The sequence below is a fragment of the Phreatobacter sp. genome, from assembly GCF_016793595.1.
In the GTDB taxonomy this organism is placed as follows: domain Bacteria; phylum Pseudomonadota; class Alphaproteobacteria; order Rhizobiales; family Phreatobacteraceae; genus Phreatobacter.
The window spans coordinates 1-19372 of sequence record NZ_JAEULY010000025.1 but is presented as its reverse complement, the minus strand read 5'-3'; the positions used below and the strand labels follow the sequence as shown (position 1 = coordinate 19372).

The following is a 19372-nucleotide window of genomic DNA, read 5'->3' as shown; positions in this document are numbered from 1 at the left end:
CAACAGAGGCTCGATACGAGCCCATTCCTCATCACTCAGCCATTGAACCCGCTTCGCCATCCCAAGACTCCTTCCAGGAGCCTTGAATCAGCAATGATCGATCCTCGCCAGAGCTTATCGAGTACGGACCCTAGCGGTGCGGCAATTCGGCGGCCGGGCGCTCATTGCATCTTCGGCACGCGGGCCGGCTACCGTCGCGCGGAGCGCGCCAAGGGATCATCGCCGGCCGCCGGCACGACCGGGACGCGGATCTCGAAACAGGACCCGCTACCCGGCTCGGAGCGCAGACTGACGGGATGGCCCAGCAACTTCGCGTAGCTGTCGACGATGAACAGGCCGAGGCCCAGTCCGCGCTCGCCACTCTGGCCCGGCGTCGATGCGCGAAAGAACTCGTGGAAAATCTCGGATTGCAGATCCGTCGATATTCCCGGCCCCGTATCGATCACGGCGATCGTCAGTTGGCCGTCCGCTTCGGAGCAGACGAGCCTGACATCACCGGTGACCGTGTAGCGAACGGCATTGGCCACCAGATTCTGAAGGATTCGCTGCAACAGCGATCTGTCGCTTTCGACCCACACAGCGCTGTCGTCGATGTCCAGTCGCAACCCCCTGGCGGCGGCGGCGGGTGAGAAGATCGCATGCAGGGCTGCCAGCAGCGGCGCCAGCGGAAAGCGCGAAATCTGCGGCCGGATGGTGCCGGTTTCGATCCTCGATGCGTCGAGGATCGCGTCGAACATGTCGTTGAGCCTGCCAACGGCATCGGACAGGTTGTCGTTGAGACGGGCGCGCCGCGCCCCGGTCGGGCGCGTCTGCAATTCATCGACAAAGAGGCTCAGCGCATGCAGGGGCTGGCGCAGGTCATGACTCGCGGAGGCGAGGAAGCGCGACTTGGCCCGATTGGCGAGCGCCAGCTCTCGCGTTCGCAGCCGGACCTTCTCTTCCAGCGTGTCGCGCGCGACCTGCAGGCTCGCGGCCATGTCGTTGAAGCGATCCCCGAGCTGCGCCAGCTCATTGGCGCCGGAGACCGCGATCCTGTGATCCAGGTCGCCGGCGCCGATTCTAGCCGCGCCCACGGTCAGGGTTTCGATCGGCCGCAGCATCGCGCGGGCGATGAGAGTCCCGCAGGCGATCGCCGCGAGCAGGCCGCCAAGGAGCGTGGCGACGGACAGTCGAATGGCGGCATTGACCGGCGCAAGCGCCTCCGCGCGCGGCAGTTCGGTGATGACGCTCCAGCCGAGCGACGGCAGGAAGGCATGGGCGGACAGGACGCTTCCGCCGTCGAGATCATGCCCCGCGACCAGCTCTGCCTCCGTCCCGGAAGGCAAACTTCCCAGCGCGACCTGAACATGCCGCAGCGAGGAGACCTCGGTACGCCGCAAGACGAGGCTGATGTCGGGATGGGAGATCAGCCGCCCCTGCTGGTCGACCAGAAAGGCCCGACCGGCTTCGCCGATGCGGATACCCGCGACGGTGTCCGAGATGAGCTTGAGATTGACGTCGGCCACGACGCTGCCACGCCGATCGGATGCGCCGCCCACGTGGATCGTCACATAGGGCTCCGAGCCGTCCAGAAAATAGACCGCGCCGACGTGACGCCCCCGCTGGCGCGCTGCCCCGTAGGCCTCCGTCTGACCGAGGTCGGTCCCCGATCCCGCAATGTCCGGCCCCAGCCGCGACACCCGCAGCTGCTCCCGGCCCTGCGGGTCGACGAGACGCAAGGTGCTGACCGCCGGCAGCGCCCGCAACATGCGCAGCGCATCGACGCGCCGGTCGTCTTCGCCGGTGCTCGCCCAGGACGGGCCGATCAGTGAGCGCAGGTGCGTTTCGATGTCATCGACAAAGCGCTGGATGCTTGCGGCCGCCGTCGTGGCCTGCAGCTGGTGCATCGAGGCGATGGCCGTCATCTGTGCCCCGGCAAACAGATAGAGGCTCCAGCCGCCCGCCGCGCCGAGCACAAGGGCAGCGACGCCGATGATCGCAGCCGCGACCTGAACCGAGAGATGCCGGCGGAAGGCCCTGAGGACGCGGCGGAGGGGGGTAGCGATCCATGCAATGGATCGGTTCACTCGATCACCTCGTCGGCCCGGGCAAGGATGGCGCGCGAAAAGGCCAGATTGAATGTGCGCGCCGCCGCCTGATTGAGAACAAGCTCGAACTGTGAGGGCCGCTCCACCGGCAGGTCGGAGGCTCTCGTTCCGCTGAGGATGCGGGCGACGAAATGGGCGATACGGCGATAGACCAGCGGCAGACGTGGGCCGTAGGTGCAGAGTGCTCCGGCCTGCGCGAAGGCCGGCCAGCCGGATATGATGGGAATCCGCAATTCGCCGGCGGTCTCCATGATCGTCCGGCGATGGGCCAAGGCGAAACCATCGGGCAGCAGCGAAATGGCGTGGGGCCTGGTCCGGGCGAGCGTTGCCCGTGCCGCCTCCAGCGTGTCGCGGGTGGGTGTGGCGATGAAGTCGATGGCGATGCCGAGTCGGCGACCGGCGGATTCCGATGAGGTCAGCTCGATTTCGGAGCCCGGATGAAACGGATTGCCGAGCACTGTCACATAGTTCAGCACTGGCATGATCTCCCTCAGGAGCTCCAGCCGCTTTCCGAGAAGTTCGAACCCCATGAACGTGACGCCGGTGCAGTTGCCGATCGGCTCTGTCAGGCTCCTCGCAAAGCCCGCGGCGATCGGGTCCGCGCTGGTGACGAAGATGATCGGCACCGGAAGGTTGAGATGGATGACCTGGGGAATCGCGGCGCCCTGCACGATCAGGAGTTCAGCGCCGGCCGCGATCAGGCCACGCGCCAGTTCGGGCATGCGCGTCATCTCGTCATTGCCGTAGCGATAGAGAATTTCGAGATTCTGCCCCTCGACGAGCCGCTGCTCCGCGAGCCCCTGCCGCATTGCTTCGAGATAGGACGTCAGGCTCCCGGGCTGCTGGGCCGTCAGCCAGCCGATGCGTCGCTGGCGAGCCGAAGCGATCGCGAGACGAGGGGAAGCGACTGCACCGGCCGTCAGGACCAGGACTTCGCGCCGACTACGCATTTCTGACCTCCGGGAAGACCAATAGCATGCCGGAACAGGCCCCACCTGGCTAGCCGCGCATACTTAGGTGCCGGCACTGCCGTACTCCTCGGCCATTTTCCATTTTCCACGCGTTTTCAATACCTTCGCCCTGAAACACCGGATGTGCCGATCCCATACCCCGGCACCTCAGGACAATGTTTCGGACGCCCGACCCCGCCTAACGTGAGCCTCGTTCCAGCGGATGCCCGCTGCGTGGACGAGGACCAGACGATGAACAGACGAGAGATCAGCAAGGGGCTGGCCGCGCTTCTCATGGCGGGCTCGGCGGCGGCGACCTCCAGGGCCCAGTTCGCGAGCATCCTGAAGGTGGGCATCACCTCGGCCGGACAGCCCGCTTCCGGAGTGAACTCTCAGACCGGAGCGCCGGAAGGCTTCGCGGTCGAGATCATGCAGGCAGTGGCTGCCGATGCGGGACTGGTTCCCGAGTTCCATCCGATGCCGTTCGGCGAGTTGCAATCCTCGCTGCTCGACAAGCGGATCGATGCCGTCGCCGGCTCATTCGGGATCACGCCGGAGCGCCAGCGCGTGGTCGATTTCACCCATTCCTATGGCAGCTATCGGGATGTGCTCATCGTCAGGGCGTCGAACCCGAACGCCTACCGGTCGGTTGCCGATCTCAAGGGAATGAAGATCGCGACGTCCCGCGGCAGCTCCTATGTCAGGCCGCTCGAGGAGGCTGGCGCGGATCTTTCGCTGTCAGCATCAACAGCCGAGTCGATCGCGAAACTCGAGGCCGGCAACATCGACGGCATCATCGAGAACGAGCTTCAGGTGAACTTCCGGCTGCGCGCCCGCGGACGGACGGATTTCCGCGTGGTCGACAGCTATCAACCCATCCTTATCGGCCATCTGGCCTTTGCCGTGCGCAAGGGAGACGCCGATCTGCTCCTGAAGCTCGACCGTTCCCTGTCGAAACTGGAAGCGGGGGGAAGCGTGGCCGAGATCAAGAAGAAGTGGGGGCTTGGTTGAGGAAGCCCAACCCGGCCGACCCAGCCCCGGTACCTCCAGACATCAGCCGTCGTGCCGCTGCACATCGGGAGTTTACGACCATGAAACTGAGATCCCTGATCGCCCTCGCCGGATTCTGCCTGCCCGCCGGCGCTCACGCGCAGGCCCCGCAGACCGAGCGGAACGTGTCGATGTCCATGGCGCAGGCGATCATCGCCGGCGTCGTCGAGGAATGTGCGAAATCGTCGTACCGCGTCAGCGTCGTCATCGTCGACAAGGCGGGCCAGGTGTCGGCCGCTCTGCGCGGCGACGGTACATCGCCCCACACCGTCGAGTTCGCACGGATGAAGGCCTATACGGCGCGGACCCGCAATCAGACCTCGCTGGAATTCGCCGCCGCGACGGCGAGCGGCGACGCGATGGCGCTGCGGCAGATTCCCGGTGTGATCGCCATTGGCGGCGGCGTGCCCATCCGGGCCGGATCGGAAACGATCGGCGCGGTCGGCGTGTCCGGCGCTCCCGGCGGCGACAAGGACGAAGTCTGCGCGAGGGCGGGCATCGCCAGGGTCGCGGCCGCACTGAACTGAGAGCCCGGACCGGGCTCCTTCTCCATCCGGAACCGGCGGCATCGAAAGCCGCCGGAGCGGCGCCGCCACTGTGGCGCGCGGCAAGCCCGCATTCGCGTCGCAGACCATGATTCGGGTCACTCGGGAGACATGAGATGAAGATCGCCGCAACGATTCCGTGGGCCTTGGGAACCGGGCTGGCAGGCGCGGTCATGCTGGCCGCCTGGCTGGGGTCGACGCAGGAGCTTCGACCGGCCGCCGTTCAGGGCGACAATAACGCCTGCCCGCCGGGTTACTCGACCTTGCGGGGCTACTGCTGGCACCCTCTGTCCGGCGATGTCGTCGATCCGATCCGCCCGCCCACTGGCCCGGCCCCGGCCCGGTCGGCCGCCGAGATGGCACGACCTTGCGCCGCCCCGGATCTCGCGGCCTGGACCCTGATCGAGCAGCATGGCGATGACCGGAGCCTTCCTTCCCAGGCCCTGGCCGACGCGTTCTTCGCGATCATGGAAGCGCGGCGCGCCTGTCGCGCGGGCCGCTCCGATGAAGCTCTCGCCATCTATGCACGGGTCACAACCCGGCTGGGCAATGTCAGCCGGTGATCCTGCCGCCTGCAACACGCGGAGTCGCCATCATGACCTCGGTCGAATTCGCTACAGCGGTCTTCACGCTCTGCAATGTTCTGCGCGTGCTCGCCTATGTGCCGCAGATTCTGCGCATTGCGCAGGACGTCGATGGTGCGCGCGCCGTGTCGTGCGGCACCTGGGGGCTTTTCGCGGTGTCGCACCTCGCGACGGTCTACTACACGGCGGTTGTCGCCCGCGACCCGGTCATGGCGGCGCTCTTCGGCTGCAACGTGTTCGCCTGCCTCGTCATCGTCGGCCTGACGCTGTTGCAGCGCCATCGCTCCGCGAGGTCGCGGGCGGGAATTGCGGCAGCTGCATTTTCCCCGCCCGGAAGGCTCGGCCAATCGCACCGCGCGTAACCGCGCTCGGCGTCCCGCGAGGGCTGCGCCAACAGGCCAATGCCTCAGGACGCCCCGGCCCGCAATTCCGCCAGGATGACTTCCGCCTTGTCGAGGCGCACATAGCCTCCGGCCTTGAGCCTCTCGACGACCATTTCGATCTCGTCGCCCTTCGCGCCGGCGGCGGCGGCGACGTTGCGGGCATGCAGCGACATGTGCCCCTTCTGGATTCCTTCGGCGGCCAGTGCCCGGAGAGCGCCGACATTCTGCGACAATCCGACCGCGGCGACGACCTGCGCGAGTTCCTGGGCCGACTGGACGCCGAGCAGCCTCACCGCCGCGCGAGCGGCCGGATGGGTCTTCGTCGCGCCGCCCACGAGCCCGACCGCCATCGGCACTTCCAGCGTGCCGACGAGATGCCCGTCGGCATTGACCTCATAGTGCGAAAGCGACGTGTAGCGGCCGCTCGACGCGGCGTGGCAATGCGCGCCCGCCTCAACCGCGCGGGTATCATTGCCGGTCGCCAGAACGACGGCGGTGATACCGTTCATGATGCCCTTGTTGTGGGTCGCCGCGCGGTATGGATCGGCGGCCGCGAACCGGTAGGCATCGACGATGCCGGTCACCACATCCGCGCCGCCGAGGGCGTCGCGATCGAACACGGCCCGCACGCGCGCCAGGCGCCGGTCAGCCTTGTTGGTGAGGATCCGAAGCCGGACACGCCCGCCCGCGATAACAGCGACCCTGGGAGCGAGGGCTTCCGCCATGGTGTTGACCGCGTTCGCGCCCATCGCGTCCCGCACATCGACGTGCAGATGCAGGACCACATAGACGGCCTCGCTCGCCTCGACGATGCGGACCTCGATGCTTCGCGCGCCGCCGCCCAGCTTGACCAGCAGCGGGTCCTGTTCGTTGGCGAGGGCGAGCAGCTCCGCCTCGGCCTCGTAGAGCCGCATGCGCGCGCCGCGCGGGTCCGCAACGCCGACGACCTGGATCTGCGACACCATGATCGGCAGATCGCTCGAGGTGCGGAAGCCGCCATGATGCCGGGCGACCGATGCCATGTTGCTCGCCGCCGCGACCACCGACGGTTCTTCGGTGGCCATCGGGATCAGATAGTCGCGATCGTTGATCGTGAAATTCGCGGCAATGCCGACTGGGATCGACAGGGTGCCCACCACGTTCTCGATCATCCTGTCGGCGAGAACCAGCAGCTCGGCGTCGGCCGGAACGAGCGGGGAAAGATCAGCCGCGTCAAGGCCTGCGGCATGGCTGGCGTTCCGCAGGCGATCGCCCGGCGAGAGCTTGTAGAAGCCGGGAAGGCGGCTGTTGACTGACATGGACGACGGGCTCCGCTCTGCTGGGATCCCGAGCGTTAGAAGCGCCCGGGGCGCTTTGCTCAATGGCGAGGGCCCATATACGGGCGGCGAGCCGCCGTATCTGTCCCACACTCCGTCAGGACGGCAGCGTCTCGCTCAGCCGAAGCAGCCGCAGCGCCATGTGCAGTTCCAGCCCGCGATTGGCCTCCGCCCAGTCCGGGCACAGTGAGCCGATTGAATCGAGTCGCTGCCGCATCGTATTGACGTGGATGCCGAGAGCGTCCGCCGCACGTTGAAGGCTGCGGCCGGTTTCGAAATAGGCATAGAGGGTCGAAGCCAGTTGGGCCTTGCGCCGCCGGTCGTGATCGAGGAGAGGGCCGATCGTGTCCTTGATGAAGGCGCGTGCAGCCTCCTCGCCCTGCCCGTCGAAGAGCAGGCCATAGAGCGAAAGCGTCTTCTCCGGCACGATCCTGCCGCTTTGGCCGAGATTGCGAAGAAGCGCCAGGCCGCGCCGGAGGCTCCGGTACTCGGTTGCGGCGGTCGAGGCATCCGAGACGGATTGCGACACGACGATGTTGTAGGGTTGGCGCCCGCTATCCTCCAGCGCCGTGGCGATCCTGCGGGCCAGTCCCGTCCAGTCGTCGCCTGAGGTCACGACGGCGAGATCGCCGTTGAAGGCAGCGCCGATCACGTGCCGTCCGGATGCTGCGGCACGCAGGGCCTGCGGCAGATGCGCGGCAAAGCCGTCCTTGCTGGAGACGAGCAGGATCGTGACCGGCCAGGACAGCGAGACACCAACGGGCAGGGCGCTGGAGCCTTCCGGCCGGAACGGGTCCGAGGTTCCCCGCAGGAGAGCGGAGACAATGTCGGCGACGTTCCGATAGGTCGCCTCCGCGACGCGCTCCATCGACAGCAGCACGATGCCCGTGACGAGCGCGGCCCGCTCCAGCGTCCGAATCTCGGAGGAGGACATGGGCTTTGACCGGGCGAAGACCAGCGCGCCGAGCCGCACGGGGCCGCTGGTGACCGCCGCCACGGTGACAGTCTGGAACGGCGCCGGCTCGAACTGGACAGAGCGTCCAAGCCGGACGCTCTCCCGGATGGCGGATGCGAGGCCATGTTCCGGCATGTAGGCCGGTAAGGCCCCAGCCATCGCGATCTGCCGCTCGTCGAGGATGACCGCATCGCCACCGAGCAGCTTCGCCACGCGATTGCGGAGATCGTCGAGAGATCCACCCCGAACGATCAGTTCGGTCAGCCGTTCGTGCGCGACGGCGGCGCTTTCGATGTCATCGGCCTTGGCCCTCAGCGCGACATTGGCCTCCCGCGCCATGTTCAGCGCCCGCTGCGCCTCCTCCAGCAGGCGCGCGTTCTCGATCGCCAGCGCGGCGAACGTTCCCAGCGACTGAAGAACCGAAATTTCCTGCGGGTTGTAGGCGCGCTCGTAGCGGTCGGCGACGAACAGGACGCCGATGATATGCGCCTCGAGTTCGAGCGGGATGCCGAGGATCGAGACCACGCCCTCGGCCAGGATGGCGGTGTCGATCCCCGGGTCGTGGTGAAAGCTCTGGTCCGACCTGTACAGGCTCGACTGCCAGGGCCTGCGGGTTCTGACCACGCTGCCGCAGATGCCGACGTCGCGAGGGACGATGATGCTGGCGAAAGCCTCCGACACGACGCCTTCCGTGGCGCGGACATGGAAGGGGCTGCGCTCGTCAGGGGCCGCAGAGAGATAGGCGATGTCGCTGCCGACCAGCTGCCGCGCGCGCCGAATGATCGCCTGAAGGACCTGATCGGTGTCGCGCACCGCAGAGAGGTCGCGCGCCGTCTCGTTGAGGGCAATGAGCTCGCGCTCGCGCTTCAGCTTGTGTTCGACATTCTCGCGCAGCCGGATCGCCAGCGCCATGTCGGCCTCGAACCGCTCAGCCAGATCAGGGCGGCGCGCCCGCGTTTCTGCCCCGAGCGCTTCGAAATCCGAGGGCACGGCACCCCGGTCGAGCAGCCCGAGCAGGCGCGAGTAGAAGGCCGCGATCGTGTCCAGCGCGGTCTCGGCAGAAATCAGCTCCGTTGCCTGCCGGTCCAAACGCATGGCTCCCTTCGCCGACCGCTCCATTGCGCCAACAGGTATCCTCCGCCGGGCATTCCGGTAGATAGAGGATTACTACATAGATGGTGGCGATACATGGCGACAGGGTCCATTTGATGCCGTCGGTGCCTGACGCAAGAGTGACGCGAAGCTACGGCGGATCGCCTGTCGGGCGGTAAAGCCGGGTGCCGGGAGCGGCCCGCGCGGGCACGGGAAGAGGAAGCACGATGGCAATTTCGGGCGCGCAGGACGGAGATTCGCGCAAGGCGCCGCGGCCGCTGGCCGGCATCGTCGTGCTGGATATCACCCGCGTCGTGGCGGGACCGTTCTGCTCGATGCTCCTCGCCGATCTCGGCGCGACCGTCATCAAGGTCGAGCATCCCGACGATCCCGACTATGCCCGCACGTTCCCGCCGATGGTGGCCGGGCGTGACGAGGCAGAGGAAAGCGCCTTCTTCTCCCAGTTCAACCGCAACAAGCTCGGCATCACCGTCAATCTGAAATCGGCGGACGGAAAGGCGCTGCTCAAGCAGCTCGTCGGCCAGGCGCATGTTCTGGTCGAGAACTTCCGCCCGGGCACGATGGACAAGCTCGGGCTTGGCTATGAGGAACTGCGCCTCTGCAATCCACGCCTCGTCTACACCGCGATCAGCGGCTTCGGCCGCACGGGTCCGAACTCCTCCCGGCCAGCCTTCGACAATACCGGCCAGGCGGTCGGCGGGCTGTGGTCGATGAACGGCTATCCGGACCGGCCACCCGTGCGCGTCGGCACGATCATCGGCGATCTCGCAGCCTCGCTCTACGCCACGATCGGGACGCTTGCCGCACTGCGCACCGCCGAGCAGACGGGCGAAGGCCAGGTTGTCGATGTGTCGCAGCAGGATTCCATCCTGACGCTCACGGAGAACGCCATCGTCCGCTACACGACCAAGGGCGAGGTCGCATCGCCGCTCGGCAACGACCATCCCTTCGTCAGGCCTTACGGGCAGTTCGCCTGCAAGGACGGCTATGTCTTCTTCGGCGGCTACACCGACAAGTTCTGGCGCCTGACCTGCGAGATGTTCGGCGAGCCGGATGTCGCCAACGATCCCGAAATCGACACGATGGAGAAGCGTTTCGATCCCGAAGTGGCCGAACGCCGGGTCAAGCCGCTGCTGGAGCGTTGGTTCAGCGCCTACGGCAAGGCCGAGCTGGAAGCGATGGCGGGCGACCGGATTCCGCTCAGCGCCATCCGGACCGTCCCGGAGGTCGTCGAGGACCCGCATGTCGCGGCGCGCAACATGATCGTCCAGATCCCGGTGGCCGGCGAGGCCGTGCGCATGTTCGGGTCGCCGATCAAGCTGTCCCGGACAGGCGAGATCCCGCTGGGCAAGGCCCCGGCCGCCGGCGAGCACACGCGGGCCCTGCTCGCGAACTTCCTCGGACTGGACGAGGCGGAGATCGACCGCCTGATCAACAGCGGAGCCGTCTGACATGGCGATCGACGTCGAACGGGACGGCGCGGTCGCGACGATCCGCATTGCACGCCCCGACAAGCTGAACGCCCTGTCGCTGGCCATGTACGATGATCTCGGGCGGGCTTTCGCCGAGGCCGCCGACGACGACGCGATCAGGTCCGTCGTGCTGGCCGGCGCCGGCGAGCGGGCCTTCTGCGTCGGGGCGGATCTGACCGAATCCATCCCGGCGCTTGCGAGCGACCGTTTCGACATCAGCGCCTGGGACCCGGCCCATCTCAAGAACGTGCCGCTCTACAAGCCGGTCGTCTGCGCGGTCCGTGGACTGTGTATCGGTGGCGGCTTCGAGATCATGCTGGCGACCGATATCCGCATCGCGTCGACCGAAGCGGTGTTCCAGTTGCCCGAGCCGATCCACGGCTTCGTCCCGGCGGGTGGCACGCTGGTCCGCCTGATCCGGCAGATCGGCCACGCCCACGCGATGGAAATCCTGCTGACCGGACAGCGCTTCTCCAGCGCGGACATGCTGGCTCGCGGGGTCGTCAACCGCGTCCTGCCCGCCGAGGAGGTCGAACCGGCCGCGATAGAACTGGCGGCGCGCATCGCGACACTCAGTCCCATCGCGATCCAGACGATCAAGCAGGCGGTGCTGACGCTGCAGGACCTCCCCTTCAGCGAAGCCTTCGCGGCCGAAGCCAAACTCGGGCAGCGCACCTTCACAAGCGAGGATGCCCGGCGCGGCCTCGCGGCCTTCGCGGCCCGCGGCAAGGCTTGAAGCGCGCGGCCTGTCTGAAAGCCACATCGCCGCCACTGCGGCATGTCGGGCGCGGACGTTGAGCAAGCCCCGCGGACACCCCGAGACTGACACGACAAGGCTGGCTTCGACCGGCCGGAAACGTTTCGGGAGGGATCAAGATGCGTCTGAACAGGAGATCATTCGGGCTTATGGCCGCAGGGGCCATGACGGCGGCGCCCTACGTCGCACGGGCCCAGTCACCCGCCGTGTCGGACGATGTTGTCCGCATCGGGCTGATCGAGGACATGTCCGGCGTCTATGCGGACATTACCGGCATCGGCTGCGTCACCGCGGCCCAGATGGCGATCGACGAGATGGGCGGCCAAGTGCTCGGCAAGCCGATCGAGCTCGTTTTCGCCGATCATCAGAACAAGCCCGACATCGCCGCCGCCATCGCGCGGCAATGGTTCGACGAGCGCAAGGTCGACGCCATTCTCGACGTCGCCTCCTCCTCGCCCGCCCTGGCGGTGATCGAGATCGCCAAGGACAAGGGCAAGATCATCACCCTCTCCTCGCCGGGATCGACGCGGATCACCAACGAGAATTGCGGACCCTTCGCCGTGCACTGGGCCTACGACACCTATGCGATCGCGCAGAGCACCGCCCAATCGCTCGTGCGCCAGGGCTTCGATTCCTGGTTCTTCGTCACCGCCGACTACGCCTTCGGACACGGACTGCAGGAACAGTCGAGCCGCGTCATCGCCGAGAACAACGGGCGGGTGCTGGGCAGCGTCCGCCTCCCCGTCGGCACGGCGGATTTCGCCTCGGCCCTCGTGAGGGCCCAGTCGTCCGGAGCAAAGGTCGTGGCCTTGGCGAATGCCGGCACCGACACCATCAACTCGATCAAGCAGGCCGCGCAGTTCGGCCTGACCCAGGGTGGCCAGAAGCTCGCGACGCTGGCCGGATTCATCAACGACGTCCACGGTCTCGGCCTTGCCGAGGCACAGGGCCTGACGATCACCGAAGCGTCCTACTGGGACACGAACGATGAAACGCGCGCCTGGTCGAGGAAGTTCTTCGACAAGGTGAAGGCCATGCCGAACATGCTGCAGACCGGGACCTATTCCTCGACCCTGCACTATCTGAAGGCCGTCGCCGCAGCGAAGACAGACGCCTCTGGCCCGGTCATGGAGGCGATGCGCGCCGCCACGGTGAACGACATCTTCTACAAGAACGGCAGGATCAGGCCCGACGGCCGTCTGGTGCACGATTCCATGAGCCTCTACGAGGTCAAGAAGCCGTCCGAATCCAAGGCGCCGTGGGACTATTACAAGCGCCTCGCGACCATTCCCGGCGATCAGGCCTTCCAGCCGATCGCAACCTCGACCTGCGCCGCGGCGAGGCGGCAGTAGCCGGCTGCATCGAGGCCGTTTGGCGCGTTCAGTCTACCGCGCCGGGAAACCGGCACTTGAATGACAACCCGCGGCAGCTTCGGCAGGCCGCGGGCTTTTTTCATGCCGTCGAGACTTCGTGCCGCAGCCCATGCCGGCCCGCCAACGAGACGAACGGTCTCCGCTTCGGAAGTCGCCGGACGTTCAGAGCCCTCCGGCCGGTCCTGACCATTGCCCGGCACAGCGGCGCACGCCACCGGCGCTTTCGCGCCGGACTCGACCCGAAGCGAACAGCGCCATCTGTGATCGTGGGGATGGCGGACAGGGCGTCTGCCTCCGCCATATCAGTGCGTCTCAGCACGTCGCGTTTCTTGCAAATTTGGCCGGCTTATGAGCAAAACTGTCTGGACGCGTCTCAGGGCGTATCCCACAATCGCAGTGAAAACTGTCGGTTGTTTTGTGGGTAGAACTTGGCTCGTCGAGTTGGAATTCTCACTGCTTTGGCGGTTCGCAATGCGAGCGGTGCTGGCCTGCTGTCAGATGGCGGAGGGCTGTATCTTCAGATTGGTCAGACCGGAGCCAAGTCTTGGATCTTTCGCTTCATGATAAAGGGCAAAGCCAGGGCGATGGGCCTTGGAGCATTGCACACTGTCTCGCTGGCTGAAGCTCGCGCAGCGGCCCTCGAATGTCGCAAGCTGCTGCGCGACGGCCGCGATCCGATCGATGATCGCCGGGAACGGCTTGGCGCGTCGAGCACCCAGCCCACATTTGCCTGGTGCGCCGAGGCTTACATCAAGGCGCATGCACCGGGCTGGCGGAACGACAAGCACGGCGACCAGTGGCGCAACACTCTCGACACCTATGCCGGCCCAGTTTTCGGAGACAAGCCGATCGACACGGTCGACCTGGCTGGCGTGATGAAGGTGTTGGAACCAATTTGGGCCACGAAAACGGAAACCGCCAGCCGCGTCCGAGGCCGCATTGAGTCCGTACTTGATTGGGCGACTGTCCGCGGTTTTCGTCGAGGAGAGAACCCGGCGCGCTGGCGCGGACATTTGGACGCGTTGCTTCCCGCGCGGACCCGCGTCCGAAAGGTGAAGCATCATTCGGCGCTACCTTACGCGCAACTGCCCGCCTTCCTCACATCGCTGCGGGAGCGGGAAGGCTCAGCAGCGAGAGCACTTGAGTTCCTGATCTTGACAGCGAGCCGCACCGGGGAGGTGATCGGTGCTGACTGGAGCGAGATCGATCTCGACAAGCGCGTCTGGATCATTCCGGGAGATCGGATGAAGGCGGGCCGAGAACATCGCGTGCCGTTGACCGATCGCGCCCTTGAACTTCTCAGTGACCCTCCATTACCGCAACGAGGCCCAATCTTCAGAGCTGTCCGGTCCGCCGACCCTCTTTCCAACATGGCGCTGCTGGCCCTGCTCAAGAGGATGAAGCGGACAGATCTCACCGCTCACGGCTTCAGGTCGACATTTCGAGACTGGGTCGCTGAGCAGACCGACTTCCCCAACGAGCTTGCCGAAATGGCACTTGCGCATACGGTTAGCGACAAGGTCGAAGCAGCATATCGCCGTGGCGACATGTTCGAACGTCGGCGTGCTTTGACTGAAAGGTGGACATTTTATTGCAACGGCCAGGACGTGTGATGCTTAAGGTTAGACCACACATGCCGATGAGAGATGCCGTGCGACTGTTGAGGTCAAAATGGACCGCGGATTCGATTATGATAGGATTTCGTACTGGAACTATACGATCATGGCTTCAGATTGATGGTAGGCCTACAGTACCAATACCTATGGCATATTGGAATGACGCACGTGCCAATACCCTAATTCCTGAAACGCTCACATTAGGACACTTAACCGACTTCATCGGTCCTGAGATCCAGCTGATCAAAGCCACTTTGCGCGGCGATAGCGACGTCGGTGATCTAAAAGAGCTAGAAGTGCTTCGCCAGCACTTTGCGGGTTTCATTTCCAACCAAACCCAGGGCGAACGCGACAAAAATCTACGTGACGCAGCCATCGAAGCGTTTGAGTTCTTATGGAACAATGAGGGTATAGATCATGCAGTAATAACTCCTAATGAGTTGATTGATGCGTTCTCAGGCGTACCGAGCAAGAGGACCTACGGCGGAAGGACACCAAAGTCTGGCGATGATGGTTTCTATACACATCTAATTGCACATATGCCAATCGACGAAACGTTGATTGATGCGGCTGAACTAAAAAACATCATGGACAAGTGGGTACATGATCAAAATCCATCACAGCGAAACCTTTTCACCGAATCGTATGTCAAAAGGCGAATTGAGGGGCTGATTATAGCCATCAATGAAGCGAAACGCCTGGTTGGAAATGAAGACTTAGTTTCCCGCTAGCGCCTTTTGATGTGTAATTGGGATGGATGAGCTCTCGTCGGCCGTCCCCCCTCTTCAGCAAAATGATGCCACCTCGGCCGGTCGAAGGGCCGACGGCTTCGCTCGTTGCTGTCCCGCCGTCGGCCTTCGACAAGCACAAGTCCGGAGCCACTCAAGAGAGTGGCCACGCGATCACCGATCCCCTTGCAGTAAGCATTGCGCAGGCGTGCACGCTGTGCGGAATTAGCCGTGCTGGGCTTTACCGTTGCATTGCCGCTGGTCAGCTCCCTACTCGGAAGCTCGGCTCGCGCACGCTGATCATCGTCGAGGAGCTGCGCACCTTCCTGAGCAATTTGCCACAGGGAGGTCGTCGTCATGTCTAAGGATTTCGACGCGTTTTTCCGCTCGCGCGAGGCCCGCCGGTTTTATGAGGACGGTCCGCCGCACTGGATCGAGAACGAAGGCAAACGCTACGCGAAGCCATCGAGCACCGCTAAAGACGCGGAGATTCAAAAGGCAAAGCTCGTCGAGCGACTGAGCACAAGCACCGACACGCGCGCCCGGGAACTAGGACGCATTCTAGCTGCGTGCTCGGTGCTCAGTCGCTGTCGGAGTGGTGCGTGCCCGTGCGACAATCGAGCCCTCCAGCGCTGGTTTGTCGACGAGGTAAGCGGCCTAGCAGGCGTTGCCGAGGGCGAATGGTCGGCTATCTCGATCGTTCCGACCTTCGGCACTTTCCCAGTGGTCGACGCGCCACGCGATGCCCTCAAAACGTTCGCTGACTTGATCAAGCAGCTCATCACCGGTGCGGGAATTGATCGAGCGATTATCGGTATTGATCCCAACTTCAACGAGCACGCTGAAGGGAAATTCGAACGGCACGGCCAGCTTCAGGCATGGCTTCTGGTTCGCTCCGAGGTGCTCACCAAGGACGTCCGCAGGCGCCTACGGAGACTGCTCAACAAGTCCGCCACGCACCTCAAGCCCCTCGTGATCAAGCCCTACGACGGGCGTCTAAATGGGGCGGCATACGCGCTGAAGCACAAGTTCTTCCGGCGCGTGACCACTCCCCCGAAGAAGAACGACGACGGCGCGACTGTCGAAAGGCAGAACAGCCGTCCCTCTCGGAAACCACGCGTCCAGCAAGAAGTGGCGCTGTCCCTGCTGCTTCACGAAGCAGGCCCTCAAGGTCGCCTGATCCTGCACGGCTGGAAACTGTTCAATCCGCAATCCAGAACGGAAATCAAAACAACAAACAAAGGAGAACAACAAATGTAACAATATTGATCTAGTGGCAACTGCATTAGAGCCTTTAGATCAATTCTATTATGGCGCCTGAGCGCTGAACACTGAGCACACTTCTGAATACATATCCCGCAAACTCAGCAGAGTTCGCGACAGAAAAATCACGTCCCTAAAGGATAGAGAAAATGAAACTGAAACCCATTGACGAGAACTTTCAACGAGATGAAATCGGGCCTTTCGAGCCGCTCAATGCGGTCGAACTGGCGATGCCAACGAAACCGCCGATTTGCCTCGTGGGGCACTATCGCCCGTACCACGTCACCGGCGAGGACGCGCCTCACGCGTTTATGCTGATCGAATTCATCAACCGGAAGAAGGAGAAGCAGACAACGCTAATGCCCGCCAGTCACCTGCTCGACCCTAAGAAGTTCATGGCGCACATTGCTGACCGTTTCTTCGACTGGGCGTCGGTGCCAGATGTCAAGAAGACGCTGACTGACATTGTGCATTCGGACGCGCCAGCTGACGGCATCTTCACGACCGTCCCTGGTTGGCACGGCGACAGCTATTGCCGCAGCCATACTTGGATTCGGCCCCCAGGTAACGCGTCGGCTATTCGCTACCAGCCCGCCGATGGGGTGAAGTCGCCTCCGTTCAATGTTCAAGGAACTCTGAAGGAATGGCAGGAGGACATCGCCAAATTGGCGCACCATTCCTCGCGCATGCGCTTGGCACTTTCTGTTCCTTTTGCCGCAACTGTCATGCGGCTCGTGGGAGCTCGACCGTTCGGCATCAACTTCGTCGGCCCTTCGTCGATCGGCAAGACACTTTCACTCTACGGCATGGCGTCTGTGATCGGCACGATTAGCTCGAATGGCCTCCCTCATCTCGGCAGCACACTGCGCGCGATCGAGGAGATGCGGCTCGCCAATCGCGACGGCGTAACCATCGTCGATGAGGTCGCTCAGATTCAAGGAGATAAGAAGAAGGTTGCGGAATTCCTGAAAGCTCTCAGCTTCATGGCAGGCACCGCACGTCCGGGCGACCGCGCCTCTGCGTGGGAGAAGGCGACCAATGCGGCCAAAGGCGATTGTCCAACCATCCTGGCCATAACTAGCGAGATCGCGATCGCAGCGCTGATGCGCGATGCCGCTGTAGGGCGTCTCACCGGCGAGAGCGTGCGGCTGATTGATCAGCCGGCGCTCAGTGCCGGCGCGATCGACATCTTCGACGGTGCCAAGGCCTCCGAGCGCATCGGCGCCGACGTCGACGAGCGACGTGCGAAGGTGGAGTCCGTCGAGCAGCAGTGTCGCGCGTATCAGGGCGTGGCGCATGTTGCCTTCCTCGAAGCCCTCGTCGCCGAGGGCATTAGCGATGCCGAGGTGCGTCTCCGCCGATGGATGGCAAAGTTCGACAAGGCGGTCGCAGCAGTAACTCATGACCGCGCTATCGGCCGTATCGCCTCGTCCTACGCGCTGATTTACGCCGCGGCGCGGCTCGCCATCGACTACGGCGTGCTGCCTTGGAAGCCCAAGCCTACGCTGCGCGACATTCGGGCGTGCTTCATGGACGCGGTCGCGCTCATGAAGGGCGATGTCGCCGTGCCGGTCGCGCCTCCATCCAAGACGGATGACCAGCTGATTGCCGAGTTCCAGGACATGACCACGGCGGCGAACCTTGTTCGGGTTCGCGAGGGTGAGAAGCCGAACAAGGAACAGCGTCAAGCGCGTGTGGCCGCTGATGGTCTCAGGATGCTGATAGGTGATCGCAAGCGGCTGCTGTTCAAGCCAGAGGCCCTCAAGCGCGCATTTCCGGCCCAGGCCGACCGTAACCGGCTGGTCAAGGTACTTCGCGCCCGCCGCATCCTCCTGGAAGGCCGAGACCCTGAAACCGCCACCCGACAGGTCCAGATCCAGGGCTTGGAGGTGAAGCGACCCGCGTTCTACGTGCTCGACTGGAACATGCTGGAGCGCGCTAAGGCTCCCGAGGCTCAGTAGCAGCCCAAGCGGAGGGGCGTTATGCCCCTCCGCACCCCGGACCATTCAGGGGATTTTTCGGCATCTACCCTATGCATGGGTAATTGCGGGCTCGATCAAGAAGGCTGCCCGCGATCACATAAGGGCGGGACACTAACGAAGCAGCCGGTCACGTTCGAATTCATCCCAGCCCTCTAGCGGTGGCACATCGCGTCCTGCCGCCTTGGCGGCTTGCGCACGGTTCTCAGCACGGTCCTTCGCAGCTCGCGCAAGAGCAGCCTTCCCCGCGGCGCCGGTTTTCAGTGGACGCGATCGCATCGTCCTCGCGCCATATCGAGACGAGGTCGCGGTCAAGCAGGTCTTCGATGTGGCGTGGATCGAAGACGTGGAACGTGATCCTTTTGGCATGGCCGCGCAGCTTCACGGTTCGGGTGCCGGCGCTCCTTAAGCGACCATCCTTGAGCCAGCGGTGACGTTCGGCCGACGTGATCGAAAGAATGTCCTCCACTTCCCGAGGTATGCCGGTGTCATCGCGCGAGATCGTCGCCCGACGGAACTGGCGAAACCTCAAGGTCCTCACCGGCGTGAGTGTGCTCGCCCTTCCTCGCGGCCGTCCTGCGCATGGCCGCGGCCTTCGCGCCCGCGCACACGATTGTCCTCCTCGGCGCGGCAGGCCTTGCGTGGGTGCTGGGTTTCCTGGGGTTCGCGGCCTTCTAAGGCCCGATGCTGCTGCGGCCGCGGGACACTGACCGGCGCCGGCCTACAAAATCTCCTCGAGGATCGGCCGCACGGCGAGCGAGTCCTCGTTGCGACGAAAGGCAATTGCGAGGCGGAACGAATGGGCGATGCGCAGAGCCCGATCCATGAACAGGGACGCGATCTCGGGCGGGCACGGATCATGCAAGGTTACCCGGAACAGGGCGAGCCAACGGCGGAAATGCTCCTCGCCGAGGCCAGGAAGGGCAAGATGCAGAGGCAGAGGGCGGCCGGTGTAGCGGCCGGTCCGAATCAGCGTGACCGACCCGAAGTCGCACGTCCTCGAGAGGTGTTCCGGCCAATCCGCGCCGGCGATGGCGCCGTTGAACACCGGCCCCAGCACGTCGTCTGCGCGGATCTCGGCGTAGAAGCCGCGGACGACGGCCTCAATCATCGCCACGCCGAGCGCTTCCGGCAGCAGCCGGCCGTCGATCAGCACGACACGCGAGGGGGCGGGACGACCCTTCATGGCGGGGTCTCCTTC

17 protein-coding genes and 1 pseudogene are annotated in these 19372 nt (G+C 64.4%); 12 read left to right on the top strand and 6 right to left on the bottom strand.

The window, feature by feature from the left end:
- Positions 1-188 precede the first annotated feature (188 nt).
- Positions 189-1904, bottom strand: coding sequence for a sensor histidine kinase (locus tag JNK84_RS21625; protein ID WP_293428135.1), 1716 nt, complete (start codon positions 1902-1904; stop codon positions 189-191).
- Between the two features lie 158 nt (positions 1905-2062).
- Positions 2063-3037, bottom strand: a complete 975-nt coding sequence (locus JNK84_RS21620; RefSeq protein ID WP_293428133.1) for an ABC transporter substrate-binding protein — start codon at positions 3035-3037, stop codon at positions 2063-2065.
- A gap of 234 nt (positions 3038-3271) precedes the next feature.
- Here JNK84_RS21620 and JNK84_RS21615 point away from each other — a divergent pair, with 234 nt between their 5' ends.
- The 4 genes from JNK84_RS21615 to JNK84_RS21600 all read left to right on the top strand — a co-directional run bounded on the left by JNK84_RS21615 (position 3272) and on the right by JNK84_RS21600 (position 5578).
- On the top strand, positions 3272-4048 hold the full coding sequence (locus JNK84_RS21615) for a substrate-binding periplasmic protein (protein WP_293428131.1): 777 nt from the start codon (positions 3272-3274) through the stop codon (positions 4046-4048).
- A gap of 80 nt (positions 4049-4128) precedes the next feature.
- Positions 4129-4614, top strand: coding sequence for a GlcG/HbpS family heme-binding protein (locus tag JNK84_RS21610; RefSeq protein WP_293428129.1), 486 nt, complete (start codon positions 4129-4131; stop codon positions 4612-4614).
- A 134-nt stretch (positions 4615-4748) separates the two neighbouring features.
- Entirely contained in the window at positions 4749-5195 is a 447-nt protein-coding gene (locus tag JNK84_RS21605; RefSeq protein ID WP_293428127.1) for a hypothetical protein, read from the top strand.
- Positions 5196-5227: 32 nt separating this feature from the next.
- On the top strand, positions 5228-5578 hold the full coding sequence (locus JNK84_RS21600) for a hypothetical protein (protein ID WP_293428125.1): 351 nt from the start codon (positions 5228-5230) through the stop codon (positions 5576-5578).
- Positions 5579-5622: 44 nt separating this feature from the next.
- Here JNK84_RS21600 and JNK84_RS21595 read toward each other — a convergent pair whose 3' ends face one another.
- Complete coding sequence (locus JNK84_RS21595; protein ID WP_293428123.1) at positions 5623-6897, bottom strand: hydroxymethylglutaryl-CoA reductase, degradative; 1275 nt, start codon at positions 6895-6897, stop codon at positions 5623-5625.
- Between the two features lie 115 nt (positions 6898-7012).
- Entirely contained in the window at positions 7013-8965 is a 1953-nt protein-coding gene (locus JNK84_RS21590; protein WP_293428121.1) for a helix-turn-helix domain-containing protein, read from the bottom strand.
- Between the two features lie 224 nt (positions 8966-9189).
- Between JNK84_RS21590 and JNK84_RS21585 the strand changes: the two genes are divergently transcribed.
- From JNK84_RS21585 to JNK84_RS21555, 8 genes are all read left to right on the top strand, one after another.
- Positions 9190-10434 (top strand): CaiB/BaiF CoA transferase family protein, encoded by a 1245-nt coding sequence (locus tag JNK84_RS21585; protein WP_293428119.1) that lies wholly within the window; start codon positions 9190-9192, stop codon positions 10432-10434.
- Between the two features lies 1 nt (position 10435).
- Entirely contained in the window at positions 10436-11191 is a 756-nt protein-coding gene (locus JNK84_RS21580) for an enoyl-CoA hydratase/isomerase family protein (protein ID WP_293428117.1), read from the top strand.
- A gap of 170 nt (positions 11192-11361) precedes the next feature.
- Complete coding sequence (locus tag JNK84_RS21575; RefSeq protein ID WP_293428115.1) at positions 11362-12564, top strand: ABC transporter substrate-binding protein; 1203 nt, start codon at positions 11362-11364, stop codon at positions 12562-12564.
- A 479-nt stretch (positions 12565-13043) separates the two neighbouring features.
- Positions 13044-14198, top strand: coding sequence for a tyrosine-type recombinase/integrase (locus tag JNK84_RS21570; RefSeq protein WP_293428113.1), 1155 nt, complete (start codon positions 13044-13046; stop codon positions 14196-14198).
- A 149-nt stretch (positions 14199-14347) separates the two neighbouring features.
- Positions 14348-14932 carry a hypothetical protein gene (locus JNK84_RS21565; RefSeq protein ID WP_293428112.1) on the top strand — a complete coding sequence of 195 codons (585 nt, stop codon included), beginning with the start codon at positions 14348-14350 and terminating at the stop codon, positions 14930-14932.
- A gap of 26 nt (positions 14933-14958) precedes the next feature.
- The gene (locus JNK84_RS23525) at positions 14959-15294 is read left to right on the top strand and encodes a helix-turn-helix domain-containing protein (protein WP_367272375.1); all 336 of its coding nucleotides are present in this window, start codon (positions 14959-14961) and stop codon (positions 15292-15294) included.
- Complete coding sequence (locus JNK84_RS21560; RefSeq protein WP_293428110.1) at positions 15287-16189, top strand: hypothetical protein; 903 nt, start codon at positions 15287-15289, stop codon at positions 16187-16189. Before JNK84_RS23525 ends, JNK84_RS21560 begins: the two co-directional genes overlap by 8 nt.
- 152 nt (positions 16190-16341) lie before the next feature.
- The gene (locus JNK84_RS21555; RefSeq protein WP_293428108.1) at positions 16342-18153 is read left to right on the top strand and encodes a DUF927 domain-containing protein; all 1812 of its coding nucleotides are present in this window, start codon (positions 16342-16344) and stop codon (positions 18151-18153) included.
- Between the two features lie 132 nt (positions 18154-18285).
- Here JNK84_RS21555 and JNK84_RS21550 read toward each other — a convergent pair.
- Together JNK84_RS21550 and JNK84_RS21545 are read right to left on the bottom strand one after the other, a co-directional pair.
- Positions 18286-18652, bottom strand: a pseudogene (locus JNK84_RS21550) (hypothetical protein); the annotation flags it as partial.
- Between the two features lie 240 nt (positions 18653-18892).
- Positions 18893-19327 (bottom strand): group III truncated hemoglobin, encoded by a 435-nt coding sequence (locus JNK84_RS21545; RefSeq protein ID WP_293428106.1) that lies wholly within the window; start codon positions 19325-19327, stop codon positions 18893-18895.
- Between the last annotated feature and the right edge of the window lie 45 nt (positions 19328-19372).